This window comes from Spirosoma sp. 48-14, from assembly GCF_001898575.1.
In the GTDB taxonomy this organism is placed as follows: domain Bacteria; phylum Bacteroidota; class Bacteroidia; order Cytophagales; family Spirosomataceae; genus Spirosoma.
In genome coordinates this window covers 155076-175799 of the sequence record NZ_MKUD01000081.1, presented here as the reverse complement: position 1 = coordinate 175799, position 20724 = coordinate 155076, and the positions used below count along the sequence as shown (strand labels likewise).

Annotated in this window: 16 protein-coding genes; 10 read left to right on the top strand and 6 right to left on the bottom strand. The window is 48.3% G+C overall.

The window, feature by feature from the left end; genetic code table 11:
• Positions 1–180 precede the first annotated feature (180 nt).
• Positions 181–489 (top strand): isoamylase early set domain-containing protein, encoded by a 309-nt coding sequence (locus BGO59_RS32865; RefSeq protein WP_293691400.1) that lies wholly within the window; start codon positions 181–183, stop codon positions 487–489.
• Positions 490–594: 105 nt separating this feature from the next.
• Here BGO59_RS32865 and BGO59_RS32860 read toward each other — a convergent pair whose 3' ends face one another.
• A complete protein-coding gene (locus BGO59_RS32860; RefSeq protein WP_293691399.1) occupies positions 595–1536 on the bottom strand; it encodes a TIM barrel protein in 942 nt (313 codons plus the stop codon).
• A 142-nt stretch (positions 1537–1678) separates the two neighbouring features.
• Complete coding sequence (locus tag BGO59_RS32855; protein WP_293691398.1) at positions 1679–4786, bottom strand: PVC-type heme-binding CxxCH protein; 3108 nt, start codon at positions 4784–4786, stop codon at positions 1679–1681.
• 172 nt (positions 4787–4958) lie between these two features.
• Between BGO59_RS32855 and BGO59_RS32850 the strand changes: the two genes are divergently transcribed.
• Entirely contained in the window at positions 4959–5195 is a 237-nt protein-coding gene (locus BGO59_RS32850; protein ID WP_080059198.1) for a GlsB/YeaQ/YmgE family stress response membrane protein, read from the top strand.
• A gap of 98 nt (positions 5196–5293) precedes the next feature.
• Here BGO59_RS32850 and BGO59_RS32845 read toward each other — a convergent pair whose 3' ends face one another.
• Together BGO59_RS32845 and BGO59_RS32840 are read right to left on the bottom strand one after the other, a co-directional pair.
• Positions 5294–5887: a YceI family protein gene (locus BGO59_RS32845; RefSeq protein ID WP_293691397.1), complete on the bottom strand. Its 594-nt coding sequence runs from the start codon at positions 5885–5887 to the stop codon at positions 5294–5296.
• 179 nt (positions 5888–6066) lie between these two features.
• Complete coding sequence (locus tag BGO59_RS32840; RefSeq protein ID WP_293691396.1) at positions 6067–8694, bottom strand: TonB-dependent receptor; 2628 nt, start codon at positions 8692–8694, stop codon at positions 6067–6069.
• Positions 8695–9027: 333 nt separating this feature from the next.
• Here BGO59_RS32840 and BGO59_RS32835 point away from each other — a divergent pair, with 333 nt between their 5' ends.
• The 3 genes from BGO59_RS32835 to BGO59_RS32825 all read left to right on the top strand — a co-directional run bounded on the left by BGO59_RS32835 (position 9028) and on the right by BGO59_RS32825 (position 12043).
• Positions 9028–10092, top strand: coding sequence for a sensor histidine kinase (locus BGO59_RS32835; protein ID WP_293691395.1), 1065 nt, complete (start codon positions 9028–9030; stop codon positions 10090–10092).
• A complete protein-coding gene (locus tag BGO59_RS32830) occupies positions 10089–10856 on the top strand; it encodes a LytTR family DNA-binding domain-containing protein (protein WP_293691394.1) in 768 nt (255 codons plus the stop codon). The genes BGO59_RS32835 and BGO59_RS32830 overlap by 4 nt, the downstream gene beginning before the upstream one ends.
• Before the next feature lie 263 nt (positions 10857–11119).
• Positions 11120–12043: a YihY/virulence factor BrkB family protein gene (locus BGO59_RS32825; protein WP_293691393.1), complete on the top strand. Its 924-nt coding sequence runs from the start codon at positions 11120–11122 to the stop codon at positions 12041–12043.
• Positions 12044–12231: 188 nt separating this feature from the next.
• Here BGO59_RS32825 and BGO59_RS32820 read toward each other — a convergent pair whose 3' ends face one another.
• Positions 12232–12501, bottom strand: a complete 270-nt coding sequence (locus BGO59_RS32820) for a hypothetical protein (protein WP_293691392.1) — start codon at positions 12499–12501, stop codon at positions 12232–12234.
• A 468-nt stretch (positions 12502–12969) separates the two neighbouring features.
• A complete protein-coding gene (locus BGO59_RS32815; RefSeq protein WP_293691391.1) occupies positions 12970–14007 on the bottom strand; it encodes a M48 family metalloprotease in 1038 nt (345 codons plus the stop codon).
• A gap of 194 nt (positions 14008–14201) precedes the next feature.
• On the opposite strand from BGO59_RS32815, the gene BGO59_RS32810 reads away from it, so the two are divergent.
• The 5 genes from BGO59_RS32810 (at position 14202) to BGO59_RS32790 (ending at position 20643) form a co-directional block, all read left to right on the top strand.
• Positions 14202–14504, top strand: a complete 303-nt coding sequence (locus BGO59_RS32810; protein ID WP_293691390.1) for a hypothetical protein — start codon at positions 14202–14204, stop codon at positions 14502–14504.
• A gap of 11 nt (positions 14505–14515) precedes the next feature.
• Positions 14516–17014 (top strand): Hsp70 family protein, encoded by a 2499-nt coding sequence (locus BGO59_RS32805; protein WP_293691389.1) that lies wholly within the window; start codon positions 14516–14518, stop codon positions 17012–17014.
• 10 nt (positions 17015–17024) lie between these two features.
• Positions 17025–17927 (top strand): hypothetical protein, encoded by a 903-nt coding sequence (locus BGO59_RS32800; RefSeq protein WP_293691388.1) that lies wholly within the window; start codon positions 17025–17027, stop codon positions 17925–17927.
• A gap of 680 nt (positions 17928–18607) precedes the next feature.
• Complete coding sequence (locus BGO59_RS32795) at positions 18608–19540, top strand: AraC family transcriptional regulator (RefSeq protein ID WP_293691387.1); 933 nt, start codon at positions 18608–18610, stop codon at positions 19538–19540.
• Positions 19541–19620: 80 nt separating this feature from the next.
• Positions 19621–20643 carry a hypothetical protein gene (locus BGO59_RS32790; RefSeq protein ID WP_293691386.1) on the top strand — a complete coding sequence of 341 codons (1023 nt, stop codon included), beginning with the start codon at positions 19621–19623 and terminating at the stop codon, positions 20641–20643.
• Positions 20644–20724 lie beyond the last annotated feature (81 nt).

The window sequence follows — 20724 nt, the reverse complement described above, 5'->3', positions numbered from 1 at the left end:
ATGGACAGAATTAACTTTTAGTAAATGCGAAGAAAATTGTACGTTTCTTAGAATGTAAATTATGAAACAGCTCACATATAATTAGATTATTTTAAGAATTTTTGCCTATAAGGCGCTGATAATTATGATATTACTTATTTTGTACTATAATTTTGCACTGAAACCAAATAGTGTACCTCTATGGCAGTTGCCAAACAATTTCTAAAAAGCAAACCTATTGCGAAAGTAACGTTTGAATTGTCGGCTGAGGCCGTCAATGGTGCGAAATCGGTCGCCCTGGCCGGTGAATTTAACGGATGGGACATCAGCGCCCAGGCCCTGAAGAAGCAAAAAGACGGTTCCTACAAAACAACCGTTGAACTGCCTATAGGTAGCGAGTATCAATTCCGCTACGTTTTGGATGGTACGACATGGACGAACGATTGGGCTGCAGATAAATACGTAGCCAGCGGTGTAGCAGGTGAAGAGAACTCGGTCGTTGTTCTCTAAGAAAGACATTTACGTACGAAAAACGGGTAATCAAATCTGTAACAGACTTGATTACCCGTTTGCTTTTACTAGTTTTCTGTCCTTCCGAGGAAGGACAGAAAAAGTCTATACCGTAAAGCTATCCGATTCGACGTAGGCTTTGATAACTGCCATTTCACCCTCTTTACCTGGCTGCGAATTGCCGTGCTCCATACCAAAGATAAATTCTTTGTTTTCGGCTTTCTGCTTCTGGTAAATGTGTTTGAATATGTTTTTATAATTGATCTCGCCTGTAGTGGGTTCCTTCCTGCCCGGATTATCGCCCATTTGGAAATAGCCAATTTCGCTCCAGCACCAGTTGATATGCGGAATAATGTGCCCTTCGTTTTTCTGCATGTGATAAATGTCGAACAGAATCTTACAGGCAGGGCTGTTTACGGCCCGGCAGATTTCGTAGGTCTGATCGGAGGTACGCAGAAATAGGTTTGGGGTGTCGCTGAGGGGTTCCAGTACCATTGTCAGACCCGCCGGAGCCAAAATGTCGGCCCCTCGACGGAGTGCATCGATGACATGGCCCGTTTGAATCCCAATAGGCAGGTTGCGCTCGAAATCGCCGGGAACAACGGTCGTAAATTTAGCATTGACCCGTTTAGCGGTTTCAACGGCTTTTCGGCAACCATTCAGGAAAATCTCAATGTATTCGGGTTTCCCAGCCGCTAGTGTGTTCTGCCCGTTGCCACCTTTATCGAGTACGAACACGCCCATGGTCATACCCAGACGCGTCATCTCTTTAGCAATCTTTTCCTGTGTAGCCGCGTCTCGACCCATCATGCCATTGTCTTCCAGTGCTGTGAAGCCCATGTCGGCCATAAATTTGAGCTGGTCGATCAGGTCTTTACCCGCGCTGTTTTCGAACATGCCAAAGTGAGGGGCATATTTGAGCTTGAAATTGTTCTTGGCCAGAAAAGCAGGCTGCGAGTGCCAGTTATCGGCTACCGATTCGGCAGCAGCAGTCAGCCCCAGGCCCGCTGCTCCCAACGTTGATTTTACAAAATTGCGTCGTTGCATAATTGTCTGAACCGCTCCGGCGGCCCGGCGGGATTGAGCTGATTAATGGATAAAAACAGATTTTGTTTTTTGCTTCTTCGAAGCTCTTCAGTGAAAGCAAATCAACAAAATCAGATTAATCTACAAATCCGTTAAATCCTGGTTACTTTTTCTTCAAACTGGTTAAATACTCTACTAAATCGACTAATTCCTGGGTACTCATGGCTTCCTGAAGGCCCGATGGCATCATGGACGAATCGATTTGCTTCATCGAGACTACATCGGCCATTTTGTAATTCTGAACCACCCCACCGGGGAACTTCATTTGTAGGTCGGTCTCGGTTTTGCTGGACACGATTCCAGTCATGGAACTACCGTCTTTGAACTTCACTTCCCAGCCTTCAAAGCCAAAACTAATACCGGCATCGGGGTGTAAAATAGCTAGATATTGACCTTCTCGCGGCAACTTAGAGCCGATTTCAGAAAGTTTCGGGCCGAAATCCATGCCTTCGCCGTTGACCTGATGGCAAATAGAGCAATTATTTTTAAAGACGCTAACACCTTTGGCGGCATCACCCTTCATGGCCAGTAGTTCGGTAATGCCGGGTAGTTTTTTGCCTTCGGCACTCTGCCCTCCGTCGAGGTAACTGGCGGCCTGTTGGCGGATGTTTTTACGCCAGTCGTTGCTTACGCCCTGTGCAGCCGCTTTCTTATAATCGCCCGAAATTGCGCCCGACTTGAGTAAGTCCAGGACCAGATCGGCACCCTCCATGCTTCCGCCCAGCGAGCGGGTCGCTTCTTTACGAATCGACGCTGAACGTTTGGTATCCAGTGCCACCGTCTTCAGGATGTTGATAGATTCTTTATTGCCAACCCGTCGCAAAGCCGTTAGTATATTCGTTGTGGCTTCGGCATCAGAACCGTTCAGAACTTCCCAGACGAGTGGTGCGCCCCCCTGTTTAAGCAACTGCCGAGCCGCATCCCGGCCCATACCATCCATAGATTTGGCCAACGCCAGTTGTTTCAGGCGGTTGTTTTCGGAAACAGGCTCGAAACGGGTTATCAGTTCAAGGTATTCTGGGGTGCCATATACATCGTTTATTAACTTGGCGAGTGCGTTGGTCGCTACGGGCGAATCGCGAACAAAAGCCGGGTCCAGATGGCGTAGGGCTAGTTTGGTTACTTCCGTAGAGCCGCTGTTGGCCTGCAAAATCCCCAATAATGCTGTTGATTTTTCGGTCGCACCAGGGTTGAAGTCGAAGGCCCGGAAATAACGCAACCGTTGATTGACAAGCACCGTGGGGTCACCTGCCAGTTTGGCAAGTAACGGAACCGATTCTTTGGTACGTGCCCGCCAGACAATATCGCGCCCGGCTGCATTGGCGATTGGATCGCCATTAACCTGCTTCAGCCAGGCTGCGTAATAGCTATCCCAGTTGCCGTCGGCGCCTATACCCAGTGCTTCCAGATACCATCGGTCGTTGCCGTCATGTTTACTGGCTAGCTGAGCCCACAGGGCGGGGGCATCGGGCGACGTACTGCGACGAAGGGCTAGGATACTCTCCCGACGGACCTGAGCATCTGGGTCATTAACCAACTGCTTCACGAAAGGAATGATGTCCATTTTTCGTTCGCGAGCCGCTCGCAGCCCCGTAATACGTAAATCAGGATTAGGGCTTTTCAGAGCCGTTTCAATGTATTTTTTACCATTGTTCAACTGGCTTAACAGCCACAATGCTCGTGCCTGCATGCGAGCGTTGTCCGATGATTTGTACAGTTTTGCCAACGCTTTTTCGGCTTTAGAACCCAAGCTATGGAGCTTTTGCCAGCCTGCATACCGGACAGCCATATTCGGACTTTGCAGGGCATCTATAGCGCCTTCTGTTGTCGATACGTCGACTTTGGGCATCGTATAGGGCGAGTTGGGCGGGGCTACCCGGTACACGCGCCCCCGGTTCTGATCACCTGCCTGGTGGCCACCTACACCCGGATCGTACCAGTCGGCAATAATGAGTGAGCCATCGGGCGCTACGCAGATATCGGCCGGACGGAACCACTGATCGCGGGCACCTTCCAGTACATTGACAATCTGGGCTTTGTAGCCTGCCCCTTCTTTTTGTACAGTATACGATCGCACTACGTTTGGACCCGCATCGCAGTGAATGACCTGATTTCGGAAGACTTCAGGAAGCAGGTTGCCCTCGTACACAATGATTCCTGTAGGCGAACCGGCTCCGGTCTGAAGCAGATTGGGAACTACGCCTGGGTCGTTCAGGTGCCAGTGGCGACGTGGAATTTCGGGTTCGATGTTATCGCGATTGGCTTGCCAGCCTGCGCCCGTCATTTCGTCGGTATAGCCGTAATTGCCATACTCCATGACGTAGTTGATCCGAACGCCTTTGTTCCCATCATCGTCGTTGTCCGACTGCCAGAGTGTGCCGTACGAATCAACGGCTATTTCATAGTTATTACGGAAATTCTGGCCCAGTACCTCTACGTTTTTCCCGTCGGGATCGCAGCGGAATACCATACCCTGTTTGAAATTTTGCTTATTGATGGTTTTGCCCGTAGCCATATCCACCACTGCATTTTTGTCTTTATCGAGAAGCTGGCCACCTTCATTGCCGAAGTTGAAATACCATTTGCCATCGGGGCCAAACACGAAGGTGTGCATGCCGTGGTCGTGCTGTTCGCCACCGATGCCGGTAAACAGTAATTCTTTTTTGTCGGCTTTATCATCGCCGTTTTCGTCGGTGAGCACCCATACATTCGGGCTGTCGGAGATGATGACCTTGTTGCCCTGCACCCAAATACCGAGTGGCGATTCGATGCTGGGGTCCTGGTAAAAAACTTTGGTAAGATCAGCTTTGCCATCGCCATTGGTATCTTCCAATATTACGATACGATCCCCTTCCTTGCGGGTTGGGTTGCCGTTAATAGCAGGCCGATAGTTATAAGCTTCGCATACCCACACACGTCCACGAGCATCTACGTCGATGTTGGTCGGGTTGGTGAGCATGGGTTCGGCTGCAAAGAGTGTTGCTTCGAGGCCATTGGCTACGTTCAGGCTACCCACCGCATATTTGGGGTCGTGTTTGTCATCGTCATTCAATTGGGCAAACAGGGTGTTCAGGTAAGAACCCGACGCTCTGTTGAGATTTCGATTCTGAAAAGCGCCTATAAATGTACCACTGACAATAAGGCTGGCAGCAGCGATACGCAAGACTCGTTGAGAAAGCAGGAGAGGGTTTCCCGCAGAAGACCGATTCATGTGTCTATACCTGGAAGAGATTGTCTTTTAGCTAATTCAAAGAGTCGATTCTACGGTATTTATACCCATGCATGCCGTTACTAAAGTACATTTAATTTGTCTATACTATCATTATGATGGCTTTTGTGTACACTTGTGTGCCAAAAGGCATCTCACCTAAATTCGTTAACATATGGGTTTTCTGTATTCTATTCTGATTGGCGGTATAGCGGGCTATATCGCCAGCCGTATTATGGACAGCCATAATGCCTGGTACATCAATGTTATTCTGGGTATCGTCGGGGGATTTGTCGGGGGCTTTATTGCCCGAAAGCTCGGGAACGACCCTGACAACGACGGCTTGTTAATGAACCTGCTGATTGCCGTAGGGGGCGCAGTGGTGCTCATTTTCCTGGGACGCCTGCTTTAACAGGTAGCGGGTAGCGTACAACGAAGAAGCCCCTTTCCGACGTTCGTTCTCTTTTATGAGGAACGTCGGAAAGGGGCTTCTTCGTTGTATAAAGCTTGTTACGACTGCTTGGTGAACTCACCCGTAGCTCGTAATTCAACTTCTTCGCTCACTGGCATAGCACCTGCCCCGCCTACGCCAAAATCAGTACGCTTTATTTGTCCTGTCATTTTAAAACCCACTTTTTCGGGGCCGGGCTTACCATCACGGCCGGGCATTTGCTTAGGGCCAACCATCGTGGCATCGAGGGTAACCGGTTTGGTAACACCGTGCATGGTCAGGTCACCAGTTACTTTGTACTTATTGTCAGCTACTTTCTTGAACGATGTGCTTTTGAACGACAGGCTAGGGTATTTGGCGGCATCGAACCAGCGATCACCTTTCAGGTCTCCATCACGCCGTTCGTTGCCCGTGTCGATGCTGTTAATATCGGTCGAGAATTCGAAAACGGCATCCGATAGGTCGGGCTTGGCTGCGGTAATTTTAGCGTCGAAGGTTTTGAAGTAGCCATCTACTTCCGACAGCATCAGGTGGGTAACGGTAAAGCCAACTTTAGCATGTGCTTTATCCAGCGCCCAGTTTTGCGCGTAGGTGGTTGAAAAAGCAAACAGGGCAGCGGCTGTCAGTACTAAAGATTTCAGTTGGTTTTTCATTGATTGTAAAACTAGATTTAAGGTGAACAGGAACTACAAGTTAAAGCAAAACAGGTATTGACTTAATTGACCATACGGCTCCACGGAGGCAAAGGTTGCTTAGAGGAAACCGTAACGATCGGTAATCTACAGAATCTGATTATCATTCGCACAGCGTATAAGTAGATTTAACAGGTAATTTACCGAGGCCGCCCTCCTCCCGATTGACCTCCGGCCGGGGCTGCCTGTTGTTGCTGTCCACCACCTTCGTTGCCGCCTTCACCACCTTTCACATCATCGTTGTTGACCGAGCGAGCTTTCCGACGGGGCTGCTCGAAGGTCATTTTACCAATCCGATACGTAAACGTTACTTTCAGATTGGAATTGTACAGATGCGTAACATTCGATTGCGAAAGCAGGGGTGAGTTCAACGTCGTGCGCATAGTTACGCCACCCCCAACGAAGTTCTCAGCTGCCAGCCCGATGCTACCCCGCTTGTTGGCCAGATCTTTCCGAACGCCCAGCGAGTACATGTAAAAACTACCCATTGTTCCTTGCAACTGTGGACTCGGCCCCCGGAAGAAACTGAACACCTGAGCGCTCCAGCCTTTATCGAGTTGCAACTGGCTCATCAGCCGACCACCGAGGCTTATGCCCGAATTACTGATAGTGATTGACTTGCCATCGGCTCCTGGCGTTAAGCCCTGCATGTACATATAATAGCCGTCCAGGCCGCCATTGACACTCCATTTCGACGTCAGGTTGGCATTGAAGAACACATTGGTCCCAACCGTGCGCTGAACACCGATATTCTGGAAAGTGGTGATGATACCGCCCGCCAGCGAATCGGACGGGATGCGTATCTGCGTAATGGCGTTGTTGGTTAACCGACCAAAAACAGCTGCGTTCAGGTAAACTTTCTTGATCGTCGAACTCAGGCTTAGCTCCACATTATCGGTCAGTTCGGGGCTTAGGGTTGGGTTGCCGACCTGAATCATCTGGGGGTTAGCTGCGTTCGGATTGGGGTTCAACTGTTGCAGGCCGGGTCGTTGAATCCGGCGGTTATACGCTGCCTTTACGGTGGTGCCCCCTTTCAAGCTTTTCGACACGTTGATGCTGGGGACCAGATTGCTGTAATTTGGAATAGCCAATGTTGTGTTTTCATTCGCCTTGGCCGAAATGCCCGTGTATTCATACCGCGTCCCGATTTTGAAGGTGTACTTGCTGGGTGTTACGTACGTATACGAGATGTAGCCAGCACCTATGTTCTGATTGTAAGCCAGTGAGCCCGATTGATTGGATGGGTCAATAGCCAGTTCGCCCGTGCTACCGCCAATCAGGTACTTGAAGCGGCTGTCAACCGTACGCATGATAGCTTTGGCGCCAAATTCCAGCAACTGATTCTTTTTGATGGGGGTCTGGTAATCCACCTGAAAGGTTAGTTCCTTATTGGTATTATCGTTGATATTCTGCTGGCGACGCGTCAGTACGTTGGCATCGTTCATAATATCGGCGTAGAAATTGTTGGTCAGGCCTGTGCGGCTGTACTGCGTTGAAATGGACAATTCCTGCTGGGGCTTGAAGGTTCGAATATAGTCGAGGTTCATATCGACTGAATTCGACAAATCCTTCCGGTTAACATCCCGATTAGTGAAGCTCAATAGCGAATCTCCAATGGATGAGTTGGTCAACTGCGTTTGCTGCTGGACAAAGTTCCGGGTGCCAAACCGGACGTTGGCCGAGAGCGACTGATTCTTCGTCAGGTCGTAATCGAAGCCAAGGTTGTACTGACCAAAAAGTGGTTTATCGAAAGCGGTACCTTCCTGATGGGTTTTTTGGTATTGCGTACCTACTAATGTCGTCTGATCGAGGGTCGACGAGGCTCGGTTATACATGGCCCGGCCAAACCCACCCAGTGTAATACCTAATTTGCCTTGTCGATACGAGCCATTCAGGCCGAGGTTCGAAGCCCGCAAACCGGCTCCGGCATCGACGTTCAGGGTCAGGCCATGTAGGGTATTCTTTTTGGTAACGATGTTGATAATCCCGGCGGCTCCTTCGGCATCGTACTTGGCCGATGGGCTGGTGATGACTTCTACTGATTTAATCATGTCGGCGGGAAGTTGCTTCAAGGCATCGGCAACGCTGGCCGCAACGATGGTGGAGGGTTTATTGTTGATCAGCACCCGGATGTTCTGACTGCCCCGCAGACTCACGTTTCCATCCAGATCGACCGACAGCATGGGTACACGTTTCAGAACGTCCGACGCATCACCGCCCTTTGTGGCAATGTCTTTATCAGCGTTGAATACCAGCCGATCTACTTTTTCCTCAATCAAAGCCGCCTGTCCCGTAACCACTACCTCACTCAAGGTACGAATGTCAGCCGAGAGACGTACCGAGCCCATATTGATTTCGGTGCCTTTCGCAATCGTGAAGGGTTTGGAGTCCAGATTTTTATAGCCGATGAAAGAATATTGAAGCCGGTAGTCGCCCGGAGCCAGTTTGGTCATCGAAAAAGAACCCTTGGCATCGGACGTCGTTCCGTCGACAGGCTTGTTCGTTTTGACGCTGATGAGGGCAACGGTTGCGAATTCGACAGGTTTACCTGACGTGGAATCGACCAGCAGACCATTTATTTTTCCGTTGCCTTTAGGTGTTTCTTCGGTTACGCCTGTAAACTCTGTTTTCTGACGGCGGCTGTCCTGGTTGAATCCGCCGGGGCCACCAGGGCCTCCACCCGGAGGACCAAACTGTGCATGGGTAATTTGGATGAAGCTCGTCCATACCCCAAGCGTTACAAATAGTAGCCAGAATTGCTTTCTCATCGTTGTATAAGTCATCGTTGACGAAGCAAAGCAATGGCGACGGTTTTAATTCAAAAAATACAATAGACCGAAACTGGTAAAACGTCGGCAGAAAGTCCATTTCTGCCGATGAATGACCGCCTGACCAGCCAAGTGTGTAAAGAAGGCTTTTCATCGGTTAAAATGGCCGAACTATCGGGAAAGTCTGTAAATGTGACGATTAAGGGATACATTGTTCCGCTTTTGTTCTAAACTTGTAGGTGTCTTTAGCCGCGCTGTCTCTGGTGTTTCTGCTACTGGTCAGGTATATAGGCAGGCATATAGAAACCGCAGTATCTATAGAAACTACAAATTATGGGTGAAGCGCTGTTTTCTCGTCGATACGTTCCGTTGCTGAGTCATGTGCTGGGCTGGGGGCTGATGGGCTATTTGTTGTTCTTTCAGTCATTTACATCTGAGATTCATTTTCCGGATGTATTCTGGATTCGGCAGAGTATTTTTTTCGTCCTGATGTTTGGGGTCTTCTACCTGAACGCCAATGTGTTTGTGCCCCGATACCTGCTGCCTGGTCATACAGGTCGCTATTTGTTTACACTCATCGGGATTATCATTGTGTTGATGCTCATCCTGGCTTTTATTGAGTGGAGTTTTAATCTGCCCATCCTGATTCACCGGGCATTTCATCCTGATGGAGGTGGTAAGGTAAAATACTATGGCTGGATTCAGCCCAACCTCTTTACGATCCTGCTGATACTAGGCATCAGTACCAGTATGACACTGTTGCAGAAGTGGCAGATGGATGCCAATCTTCGGCTGGCGCTGGAGCAGGCCAAAACCACTTCGGAACTTTCCTTTTTAAAAGCACAGATCAACCCCCACTTCTTTTTCAACACCCTGAACAATATTTATGCACTAACGCTGATTGACGTTGAAACAGCCCGTGAAGCGCTGCATCGGCTCTCGCGTATGATGCGTTATGTGTTGTATGAAACGCAGTCGGGAACGACGCTGCTTAGTAAGGAGATGAATTTTCTGAGCGATTATATTCAATTGATGGAGCTTCGGCTTACAGACAAAGTGACGGTTACGCTTGATACACCTTCGCCTTTACGTGATCAGTCGATTGCGCCGATGCTGTTTCTGCCGTTTGTGGAAAACGCGTTTAAACATGGGGTAAGCACACTGGAGCCAAGCTGGATTCGAATCAGTGTACAGCAGCAGGATCATCAGTTGCGGATGGATGTCCGAAATACATTATTTACCCAGAAATCGACTTCACTCGAAGTGGGTAATGGAATCGGATTGGTCAATACCCGTCGTCGGCTCGACCTGCTCTATCCAGGCCAGTACACACTCTATATCAACGAGCATACGGTAGCTGGCGAATATCATGTACAACTAACACTGAATCTGGCATGACGCTTTCCTGCATCGCTGTCGATGATGAACCGCTGGCCTTGGGGTTAGTCTGTGCTTTCATTGAAAAAACGCCATTTCTGGCCTTGTCAGGCCGTTTTAGTAGTGCTGTTCAGGCCTTGCAATACCTTTTGCAGCACCCGGTCGATGTTATTTTTCTGGATATTCAGATGCCCGATCTGACTGGGCTGGAACTGGCGCGGGTGCTGGAGCGTAGCAATCGGGGGCCGCAAACGACCCGAATAATTTTTACTACGGCTTTCGATCAATTTGCCCTCGATGGCTTTCGGGTCGATGCGCTGGATTACCTGCTTAAACCGTTTAACTACGAAGAATTTCTCCGGGCTTCGAGTAAAGCCCGCACGTATTTCGAACTCGTACAACGGCCCGAAAACAAGGCCATTGTTCTACCGCCTGCCGCACCCGTCGTTGCCGAGTCGGGTGATGATTACTTGTTTTTAAAGGTTGAGTATCAGTTGGTACGCGTTTCGTATAGCGATATTCTGTATATCGAAGGCCTAAAGGATTATGTGAAAGTGTACCGGCAGAGTGAGCCTGATAAGCCCCTGTTATCGTTAACGAGCCTGAAGGCACTGGAAGAAAAATTACCGGCCCGGCAGTTCATGCGAATCCATCGATCATTTATCGTCGCTCTGGACCGTATCAACGCTGTCACCCGAAATTCGGTACAGATCGGCCCGACAACTATTCCAGTGAGCGATCAATATAAAGATACATTTGGGGAGTTTATCAGCCGCTGGTTATAACGATTGAGAAGCAGAGTATACATTGTATAGGGTTAGCTGTTACTTGTTAATTGGGTTTTCGTCTTAATCATTACTTCTCCAGACTAACCCATAAATTGTTTAGGCAAAGCCCGGTGTACCAATGGTATGCCGGGCTTTTTGTTGATAATGCATTAAGCAAGCGTCCTAATGTATTGCTTTAGAGTTGCTTAGTGTATGAGTGTTATAAAACCTTATTCAGGCTCTTGAGGTTATTTCTGCTGAGATCATTATCTGCTTGCCGCTTGAAAAAAGTCGTACCGATTTTCCAGCTTCTGAAAAGCGCTCTTACGCACCTGCAGGCCAACGATCCGATCCGAATGGCAGGTGCCACGGCTTTTTTTTCTTTTTTCGCGCTTCCTCCCATCGTCATCATCCTGAGTACATTATTGAGTCCTTTTCTCGGTGAGCAGGCGCAGGGGGTAAGCGGACAGCTATTCGACGAACTGGCTGATTTGTTTGGACCCAAAGGGGCCCGTCAACTGGAAGTAATTTCGCATCGCTTGCAGCAACCCAAACCGAGTAGTTCGTTAACTGTACTCAGTGTTTTTTTAGTGTTGCTGGCATCGACAACCCTGTTTGCAATTGTCAAAAATTCGCTGGATCAGCTTTGGAACGTAAAAAGTCGAACAAAGCATCCCTTGGCTTATTTTCTGCGGAATAAACTGGTGGCGCTAACCATAATCATTGGTTCGGGTTTCCTTTTCGCTCTATCGGTTACGCTGGAACAGTTTTTAGGTCGGATTAGTACCGATTGGATGCTTTCTACCTTGAGTTATTACCAGATCATGACTGACCTGGGCCATGTAGTTGCGTCGGTCCTGATTCGTATGATCTGGTTTGCTATTCTGTTCAAGTTTTTGCCCGACATACGCATGGCCTGGCAGGCCGTTTGGCTGGGAGCGGCTTTTACCAGCGTTCTGTTCAAAATAGGGGAGAGTATATTAAGCCGGCTGCTGATTCATAGTCAGCTAAGTTCCTTGTATGGCCATTCTGGTGCTATTATACTGGTGCTTCTGTTTATTTTTTATGCATCGCTGATATTCTACTATGGGGCTTCATTTACCCGTCAATATAGCGATTGGATGCATCTGATCACTGAACCGAGGTCGCAGGCGGTAGCCTATACGTTGAAGGAAGTTGAGCCAGCGAAACTGAAGCGGAAATGAGTGGAAAGGCCTCTTAATTGGTTGGTAATGACTACGATTTAGAGCAGGATATAGTGTATTTATACTATCGAAATGGGCTGATTTATTTACAAATAGATACCAACGCAGTAAGGTAATGAATCTCTTACGCAACCGGGCTAATTATACGTTTTCTGAATTAGCCTATAGTATTTCGATACAAATCGACCTTAGTAGGTCAGCTCAAGCATATCGTCTTCGACAGGCGCTTCGCGGTCTTCTAATCGGTCCAGGACGAGCTTCGCAAACGCTACTTTATCGGATTTGCGATACTGACCAGGCAACTGCCGACCCGAAGGAGCAACAAAATCTGTGCTGACTTGCTGACACATTTCCCACAATCTTGGATTCATCCGGGCTCTGTACTGACGGATGGGTGTATCTTCTGCAAACCAGAGGTCGATTACATTCTTTATGGATAGTTTTACTACGGCACCCATAGCTTATTTTATTGGTGATTTTCGTAAAAAGGACAAATATTTAACTATTTAATGATAAAATTGTCTAATTAATGAAAATATAATCTATAATTATGCCAAATTCTACTTATATAGCTCATATGAAGGGTTTTTGCACTAAAAAAAAGTTTATGTCTGATAGAGTTAACGAAATCATGACGACAAAATTTTCGTCGGTTACTTTCCAATAAGAAGTTCATAGCTGGTTGTTGTTTCTACCTAAAGACGGTAAAAGCCTAATAAGGTTTCGTAAATTTATTATACGACTCTATGGCCCTGGAAAGAGGGCTGACTATCGCTACTTCAAATCTGTTTTGTAGAGTCTATTCTATAGCCTGGTTGCCCGGTTAAGGGAAAATTGAAACCATATGACGCAGACGAGGCCTCCCGTCATTGACAAGTGCCAATAGCAGGAAGCCTCTTTCTATACGTTTTTATGCATCAACGCGGTTATTGCACGGGCTGGCCATTTCGGAAATTCCCTGTAATTTGGTCCCCATCAGCAAAACGGTAAGTGCCTTTTCCGTTGGGTACATTCTTCTGGAACCAGCCGACGTATTTATCGCCGTTTCGGTAGAAGTAGACGCCATAATCACAGCGCAGATTATCACGAAAACCACCTTTGTATTTTACCTTCCCATCAGCGTAGTATTCGGTGCCTTCGCCGTGTTTATCGCCATCTTCGAATTCACCGGCATAGCGTTCTCCTGTAGGATAAACGAATACGCCCGTTCCATCTTCGCAGTCGCCCGAAACGCAGCCGACAGCTGTTCGTGGAGCCGCTTTGGGCGCCACAACCGGCCGGGAAGTGGGCGCAGGGGCATTCGTAGCAATCGGTTTTGGGGCCATAGCTGCCGGGGTTTTTACAAGTGTCCGGCTTTTGGGATACATGGCTTCGGCCTCCAGCCAGCCTTTACGAATGGCGTCAATCCGCTCGGGTTTGGCAGGGTGAGTCGATGTAGCCCGTTCGTTGCCCAGCTTTCGTACCGCTACCAGCGATTCGTCGAGCGATGCACCTAATTGATGCAGTACAAAGCCCGAAAATTTATCGGCTTCGATCTCTTTCTGAGGCTGTCCACCCCGCCCGTCGATGGTATGACCCTGTAAATGATGGCCAATCTCATGCGCCATAATACTGATGGCCGACCAGTCGGTTTCGGTTTCATCTTCAATTTCCTGCATGAATGCACCATCGTACACAATAAACCGTTGACCTTTTAGAACCGTCGCAAAACAGTTGGAGGTATTGGAGCATTCAATGACCTTGAAATTGCGCATCAGGCCAATCGGTTTTAGAATCCGGTCGACTACGCGCTCGGCGTGTACATTCGAATTCGTAGTAGGTGAACAAACGACTTCGGGATTGACGTTGCCACCCGTATAGCTGCATATAAAGGAACCAGAAGAAGGGATTTGGGCAAGTAATGACCCCGACAGAGCCGTACTTAACACAAACATGGGTAGGGAGAAAGCCACTCTCACAAGCATAACCGGATTGGGTTAATCGTTCAACACGGCAGAATAACGAAAAAACGGTCTTCTGTAGTTTAACGAATAAGTAAGTTTACGAATCAGGAAAAACTCATCCGGTGTGTTAAGGTACCTGATTATACAAACAGGCGACATGTAGGCTGTAAGTCAATTCTTTTTAACTTGCGGTTTCAACAGGTAGTTAGTACTTCATGCAACCCCTTATTGATATTGCCAATCAGGTACACGCGCTCGAAAAAAAAGTGCAGAAAGAAGGCCATTCGGGGAGTGGATACCTGCGGCATATACAGCGTATACGGCAGTCGCTGGCCGAACTAGGCACCACATTCCATAGCCCCGAAGGCGAACGCTACACCGAAACCCGAACCGACGTTGAAGCCAGTGTTGCTGGTGAATCGATGGGTAATCTGACGATTACGCAAGTAATTAAGCCGATTGTTAGTCAGCATGGCCAGATTGTGCAGGCTGGTATCGTTATTGTTGAGCGTGTATAAATCCACTGTTTATGCAGACCATCAATTTTGGTATCGATCTGGGAACAACCAATTCGCTGATTGCCCGGTTTACAGGATCTCAGGCGGAAGTGTTCAAAAACCCTGTCGGCCTGAAAGAAACATTACCCAGTTGTGTTGCTTTTCGTAAAGAGCGTATATGGGTAGGCGATAAAGCGCGGGAATGGCTCCTGAAAGACCCGCTCAACGTATTCTCCAGCTTTAAACGAAAAATGGGAACGACTGAAACGTTTTCGGTTCCATCGCGACAGGAAACGATCGCGCCCATTGACCTTTCTGCGCTGGTGCTGAAAGAGCTCAAAAATTTTATTCACACGGGCGAAATTCCCGAAAGTGTTGTCATTACTATACCCGCCAGTTTCGACACCGTTCAGAGCAATGCCACCAAACAGGCAGGCTTGGAGGCAGGCTTTCGGGAAGTGGTGTTGCTGCAGGAACCGATTGCGGCTTCGCTGGCCTACTTTAACAGGCATACACTGGAGAAAGAGTCTGGAAAATGGCTGGTGTATGACCTCGGCGGTGGCACATTCGATGTCGCCCTGATTGGCATTGAAGATAACGAGATGCGGGTGCTGGACCACCAGGGAAATAACTACCTGGGCGGGGTCGATTTCGATCATTCGCTGGTTATGGAAGTACTCGTGCCCGAACTAATCCGGCAGACGGGGCAGATGGATCTCGCGAGCCAGTTGCTCACGCACAAGGCTCGTTACGAGAAACTCTATTATGTGCTACTGCTGAAAGCCGAGGAGGCTAAAAAAGAGCTCACAACCCGGCTCTCAACCGAGATTGAAGTAACGTTTGAAACCGATGAGGGCGATGAACTTGATTTGCTGATACCGGTTGATCGTGACCAGTTCAATGCGGTTATCCGTGAGCGAATCGATGATACAGTCAGCATGCTGGAAACGATTATGGCGCGGAATAACCTGAGTACGGCCGATATTTCTGAAATCGTGCTGATCGGAGGGAGCACCTATATACCCTACGTTCGGGCCACACTGGCTGAACGTACTGGCTTGACAGTTAATACCGATGCTGACCCAACAACGGCCGTGGCTGTTGGGGCGGCTTATTTTGCAGGTAACACCCCGGTCCGGCAACCAGCTCAACCAAAGCCTGAACGGATCGCTTCTGCACCGGCGATTCAGATACAAACTGGCTATAACAAAACCACCAAAGACCTGGAAGAATACATCTCGGCCAGTGCAGATGGGGTAATTGAAGAACTGTTTTATCGCATCACTCGGGCCGATGGTGGGTTCGATACAACGCTTCGACCGCTTACAGCTCGCTTTGGTGAGTTTGTCGGACTGCTACCAAACCGGGTCAATACATTCACGATCAGCGTATATGATGGCTATAATAATCCTGTTCCTGTACAGGTTGAACCCGTCTCAATTACACACGGGTTGTTCAGCCTGTATGGTCAGCCGCTACCGGAAGATATCTGTATTGAAGTTGATGATCTGATGAATAATGCGACCCGTTGCGAATTGATTTTTAGCCGAAACAGTGTACTGCCGCTTACCAAAACTATTTATCGGGAAATGAGCCGGACGATTCGGAAAGGCTCGGACGAAAGCCTCATTATCAACCTGCTCGAAGGAGATGCCACCCAGCACCCAAGTACCAACAAGAATATTGGCGTCATTGAAGTGCGGGCTACCGATCTGCCAGCCGATCTGATAAAAGGTTCGGATGTGGAACTCAAGATCGACATGAGCGAGTCGCGGGATGTGTCGGTAAGCGTACATTTGAGCATGACCGATCAGCAAATTGATGAGGTATTTAGCCCGACCCAACGGTATGTGAGCCTTACCAAATTGCGCGACGAGATACAGGAGCTACGTGGTCAGCTTGATTTCGACCTGCAGAAAGCCCTGCAAAATGAGGAATACGAAACAGCTGCTCAACTTCAGGAATTGGTGGATAGAGCCCGTAAATTGTATGAGCAGGCCAGACAGGCACAACCAGATACGTTGACCGACGAAAAATACCAGCTCGATGAAGCCAAGCGCAAACTGGCCCGGCAGTTATACACTACTGGGCCGGTAAGTAACCGGGTTATCCGAACCAAAGAACGGTATTATGGCCTGATGGAGTCGTTGCAAAACTGGGCTCATACGTTGCAGGAGATACCCCCAAAGCAGCGTGAGGAGATTCAGCAATTGAAAGACAATGAGCCGGAGGCTATGCGCGGAAATAATTACTTTCGCGTGGAAAGCCAGTATGCCCATTGCCGTCGGGTATACCATAATACGGTCCTGTACACGCCAACCTTGCTGGCTTATTTCTTTCACATCTATGCTGGTTTGTCTCCGCAGGAATTTACAGATTATCAGCGGGCGCAGGCTGAAATCAAACGGGGCGAAAAAGCGCTGGATCGGCAGAACTACGATGAGCTTAGAGGGGTGTTTCTGAATTTGCTGGGGCTGGCTAAGAATACGGAAGTGATCGAAACCAGAATTAAAGGTACCGGCCTGGGCTGATCTTACAACTATGGCTTACCAATCGCCTTTACACTTGTTAGATGGATTGCAGTTAGTGCCCAGCGAACTGACTCCATCGTCGCTAGGCCAGTTACGGAAAAAACTGCTGGCCGAATTCAACCTGACTCCAAACTATACTATTACGGTAGGCGACAGACAGTATACCAAAGATGATGCCTTAAAGACAATCGATCAATTGAAAGAGGTATCGAACCTGGGCGAGCATATCCTTATTTTTCAGAATAAGCCCTTACTGGCCTGGCTCGAACGACCAACGGAAGAGGTGTTTCCAGCCAAAGCTATAAGCGAGAAACGGTGGGGGGGCGATCAAACCGAATTTTGGCAGCAAACGCTGTCTGCTGCCTTGCAGGAACACTGTTTCTGGCTGCTTAAAAATCATCTGTTTAGTCAGGCCAGAGAACCACTCGCGGTTGCATTTGCTTTGCCGAGCCACTATCAGGATAGTATCCTGGGTATGATTTATGGGCAGATTCACGAGGTTGCCGTAGCGTTGGAAGTAGCCATCGAACGGCCTAGTCCTGCACGGGATTCGGCCGCCTTTGGGTTTATCGTATACGACGATTGGGCAGATTTTCTGAACAGTTTACCGGAATATACTTTCTGGGGAATTGTAAATGAAGTGTGTGTCAATGCGGTTAATTATACGGTTGCGGTTCAACATACCCAGCGGCATTTTGTGTACGAAATCACCCATCAGCTTGTGCGGATCAAGTGCGATGAAGATCTCAAGAAAACGATTAAAAATAACTACGCCATTTACCGGGATAATTATCACCTCAGCCCCGGTGCTCCTCGGGCGAGTAGTGACTCGGAAAAGAATACAAGAAATTATTGGCTAATTTTTTGGGTGCTGTTCATGCTGGCCAAGGCTGCACTTTACTGCCATCGTTAATAGCGCCTGGGTAACCTTAAAAAATGGATTGCTCATCTGGTTCGTTGAGTCGATCATTTTGGTCAATAAGCAGTATAAACATGATAACTGCATTATAGGACAGATTAGCCCGAAAAATTACAAATAACCATATAGGTCGTTGCCAGCAAACGACACTGTAACGACTTTGCATCGCTACTACCTCATCCCAATTTATATCCTGGGCAGATTGGCTTCGGCAAACGTAAGGTGGCAGTGAGGATACCGATTCCATCTTATTTGCGTTGCTGTGAGCGAACTGTCGTTTTTATCAGTGAACCTGTTTAAACTTTACAAAGTTGCTTCTCGATCGGTGTGTTTTTGTCATCCCGAGGAACGAGGGATCTTCGGGTAAGCCGTTGAATAGCCAGTCACCGAAGATCCCTCGTTCCTCGGGATGACAAAATGTTATTGCGGTATAAGTTTAAACAGGTTCAGTATAAAGTTTTCCAGACTTCTTTGTTGAAACATCCAGCGTAGGATTGGCGTATGGGAAATCGGACCCAGGTAACTGTGAAATTGTATTAATACCGATAAGAAATAGGGCAAAACCAATGGGATTGTCAACAAAAAAGCTATACTTTGTGTTGCCTAACACGTTGTCGGCGAATAGACTAGTTATATATGTTGATTGGATACGTTAGGTATCCCCGATCATGACCATGAAAAACGTACAGGCTTCATCGTTGGATATTTCCCGTCATTTGCAGTCCCGTCGTCTGGAACAGGAGGTCGAAAACCGAACTGCCTACACCATCGATACGGCCGAACTGAATATTTATGAGACGCACCATGTGGCCGAAAAAGTTGAACTGACATTTAACAGTCCGGTTCTGGCTAGCATGATTCGGGGGAAAAAAGTGATGCACTTGCCGGGTACACCTTCCTTTGATTTCCTGCCTGGTGAGTCGGTTATTGTGCCGGGGCTGGAAACGATGCGGATTGATTTCCCTGAGGCCGAAACCGACAACCCAACCCAGTGTCTGGCGCTGGCGATCGACTCTGACAAAATACGTCAGGTGACGAATCTGCTCAACGAGCGCGTTCCACTGATCGATAGCCCCCAAGGCTGGCAGTTTGGCCATACGAATTTCTTTTTGACCAACGATGAACCGATTCATCAGCTCATTGCCCGACTGATTTATATTTTCACCGAAAACAACAAGGCGAAAGACGTATTTGCCAACCTAGTTTTGCAGGAACTGGTGGTCCGGCTGATGCAGACGCAGGCGCGTACGCTGCTGTTGAGCCCAGATACATTACAGATCAATACCAACCGGCTGGCGCACGTAGCGCAATATATTGCCAGAAACCTGCATCGAAACCTTCATATTAAGGAACTGGCCGATGAAGCCTGCATGAGTGAGCCTAACTTCTACCGGACGTTCAAGCAAACATTCGGTCTGACGCCTATTGATTATATCAATCAACAGCGTATTGCCCTGGCTTCCAGATTGCTACGAACAACGGATCGTTGCCTGGCCGATATTAGTCTGGCGTGCGGCTTCAACAACATGACGTATTTTATGCGATTGTTTCGCCGGGAAACGGGCCTGTCGCCAGCTCAGTATCGGAAACAGATGCTATCGTGCTGAACCAACGGATTGTGGTATATTCGGTCGCCCAATGGGCTGATTAAGGCTACCTTGTTCCGGTCTCCATTGGCTTACTGCTTATGCCTGTCATATCCAGAAAGAAACTTATTTACCCCATTCGCAAGCCACTTCAATCGTACTTGCTCCAATACGACCGCGAACTGACACTACCCACTCAGTATGAGGATTTGTTGCGTTACAGCAGCTCGATTACGCTGTTTGACAAACGTGAACGCGATACGCTCTGGGAAACGGTTTTCTTTGCGGCAGCAGAAGCTGATGAAATGCAGCTCTCGCTGAAGGCAATCTATGCGTTGTTGAAAGCCGATGGCGATTTGTCGATCACCCGGCACCTGACCATCGACCGCGTCGATCTGTGCCTGTATGGCAACACAAAGCCATTTCGCGTTCGGATTCGGAATCTGGTCAACGACAACTTCGATTACTTTTACATCAAACGGGCCGATGCATCACGCGTTTATGGGCTTGAGTTAGAGCATATTCTGTCGCCCAATCGCATCAATTATATGACCAGCGGCCAAACGCTGGTGGAAGAACATATTGCCGGTATTCCGGGCGATATGTTTTTCGATAACCAGCTCCATGACCCCGCCCTGAATCCGATTCGGCTTTGTAAAGAGTTCGTCAAGTTCAACGAACGGTGTTTTGTCCGACTCTTGGGTGATATGCATTCCAGCAATTTTGTGGTTGATATAACGCCCGATTTTGATGAGGTATATTACCGAATCCGGGCCATCGACTTCGATCAGCAATCGTACGAAGGGCGCAAATCGGTATATATGCCACAGTATTACAAACAGAATCAGCCGATCATTGAGCTTGGGTTGCGCTACATGACCCCCGAAAGTGTCCGTCAATATCAGATAGAAGAACGGGCGTTGATTGCCAGCCGGATTCGGGCCGAAACTGTCCGGCTGCATGACCTGATGGAAGTGATGCGGCAGGATGAGATTGCGCCAGTGAACAATGTCCTTAGCCTTCGCCAATCTTTATCAAACCATTATCGTCACGCTGATTTTCTCCGCTGCCAGACGATGGGTGAGTTGGTTTCGCAAAGCATGGCGATGATTTCGCTGCACTAATTGATCCTGTAGAAACCAACAAAAAGCCCCGGTATTAAGAAATACCAGGGCTTGCGAAGCGACGAACAACATAAAAACGCT

What these genes read in the sequence shown, in the direction of transcription:
- BGO59_RS32865 (WP_293691400.1), top strand. Translation starts at nt 181, where the DNA reads ATGGCAGTTGCCAAACAATTTCTAAAAAGCAAACCTATTGCGAAAGTA.
- BGO59_RS32795 (WP_293691387.1), top strand. Translation starts at nt 18,608, where the DNA reads ATGAAAAACGTACAGGCTTCATCGTTGGATATTTCCCGTCATTTGCAG.
- BGO59_RS32820 (WP_293691392.1), bottom strand. Translation starts at nt 12,501, where the DNA reads ATGGGTGCCGTAGTAAAACTATCCATAAAGAATGTAATCGACCTCTGG.
- BGO59_RS32790 (WP_293691386.1), top strand. Translation starts at nt 19,621, where the DNA reads ATGCCTGTCATATCCAGAAAGAAACTTATTTACCCCATTCGCAAGCCA.
- BGO59_RS32805 (WP_293691389.1), top strand. Translation starts at nt 14,516, where the DNA reads ATGCAGACCATCAATTTTGGTATCGATCTGGGAACAACCAATTCGCTG.
- BGO59_RS32850 (WP_080059198.1), top strand. Translation starts at nt 4,959, where the DNA reads ATGGGTTTTCTGTATTCTATTCTGATTGGCGGTATAGCGGGCTATATC.
- BGO59_RS32860 (WP_293691399.1), bottom strand. Translation starts at nt 1,536, where the DNA reads ATGCAACGACGCAATTTTGTAAAATCAACGTTGGGAGCAGCGGGCCTG.
- BGO59_RS32845 (WP_293691397.1), bottom strand. Translation starts at nt 5,887, where the DNA reads ATGAAAAACCAACTGAAATCTTTAGTACTGACAGCCGCTGCCCTGTTT.
- BGO59_RS32800 (WP_293691388.1), top strand. Translation starts at nt 17,025, where the DNA reads ATGGCTTACCAATCGCCTTTACACTTGTTAGATGGATTGCAGTTAGTG.
- BGO59_RS32840 (WP_293691396.1), bottom strand. Translation starts at nt 8,694, where the DNA reads ATGAGAAAGCAATTCTGGCTACTATTTGTAACGCTTGGGGTATGGACG.
- BGO59_RS32810 (WP_293691390.1), top strand. Translation starts at nt 14,202, where the DNA reads ATGCAACCCCTTATTGATATTGCCAATCAGGTACACGCGCTCGAAAAA.
- BGO59_RS32830 (WP_293691394.1), top strand. Translation starts at nt 10,089, where the DNA reads ATGACGCTTTCCTGCATCGCTGTCGATGATGAACCGCTGGCCTTGGGG.
- BGO59_RS32815 (WP_293691391.1), bottom strand. Translation starts at nt 14,007, where the DNA reads ATGCTTGTGAGAGTGGCTTTCTCCCTACCCATGTTTGTGTTAAGTACG.
- BGO59_RS32855 (WP_293691398.1), bottom strand. Translation starts at nt 4,786, where the DNA reads ATGAATCGGTCTTCTGCGGGAAACCCTCTCCTGCTTTCTCAACGAGTC.
- BGO59_RS32835 (WP_293691395.1), top strand. Translation starts at nt 9,028, where the DNA reads ATGGGTGAAGCGCTGTTTTCTCGTCGATACGTTCCGTTGCTGAGTCAT.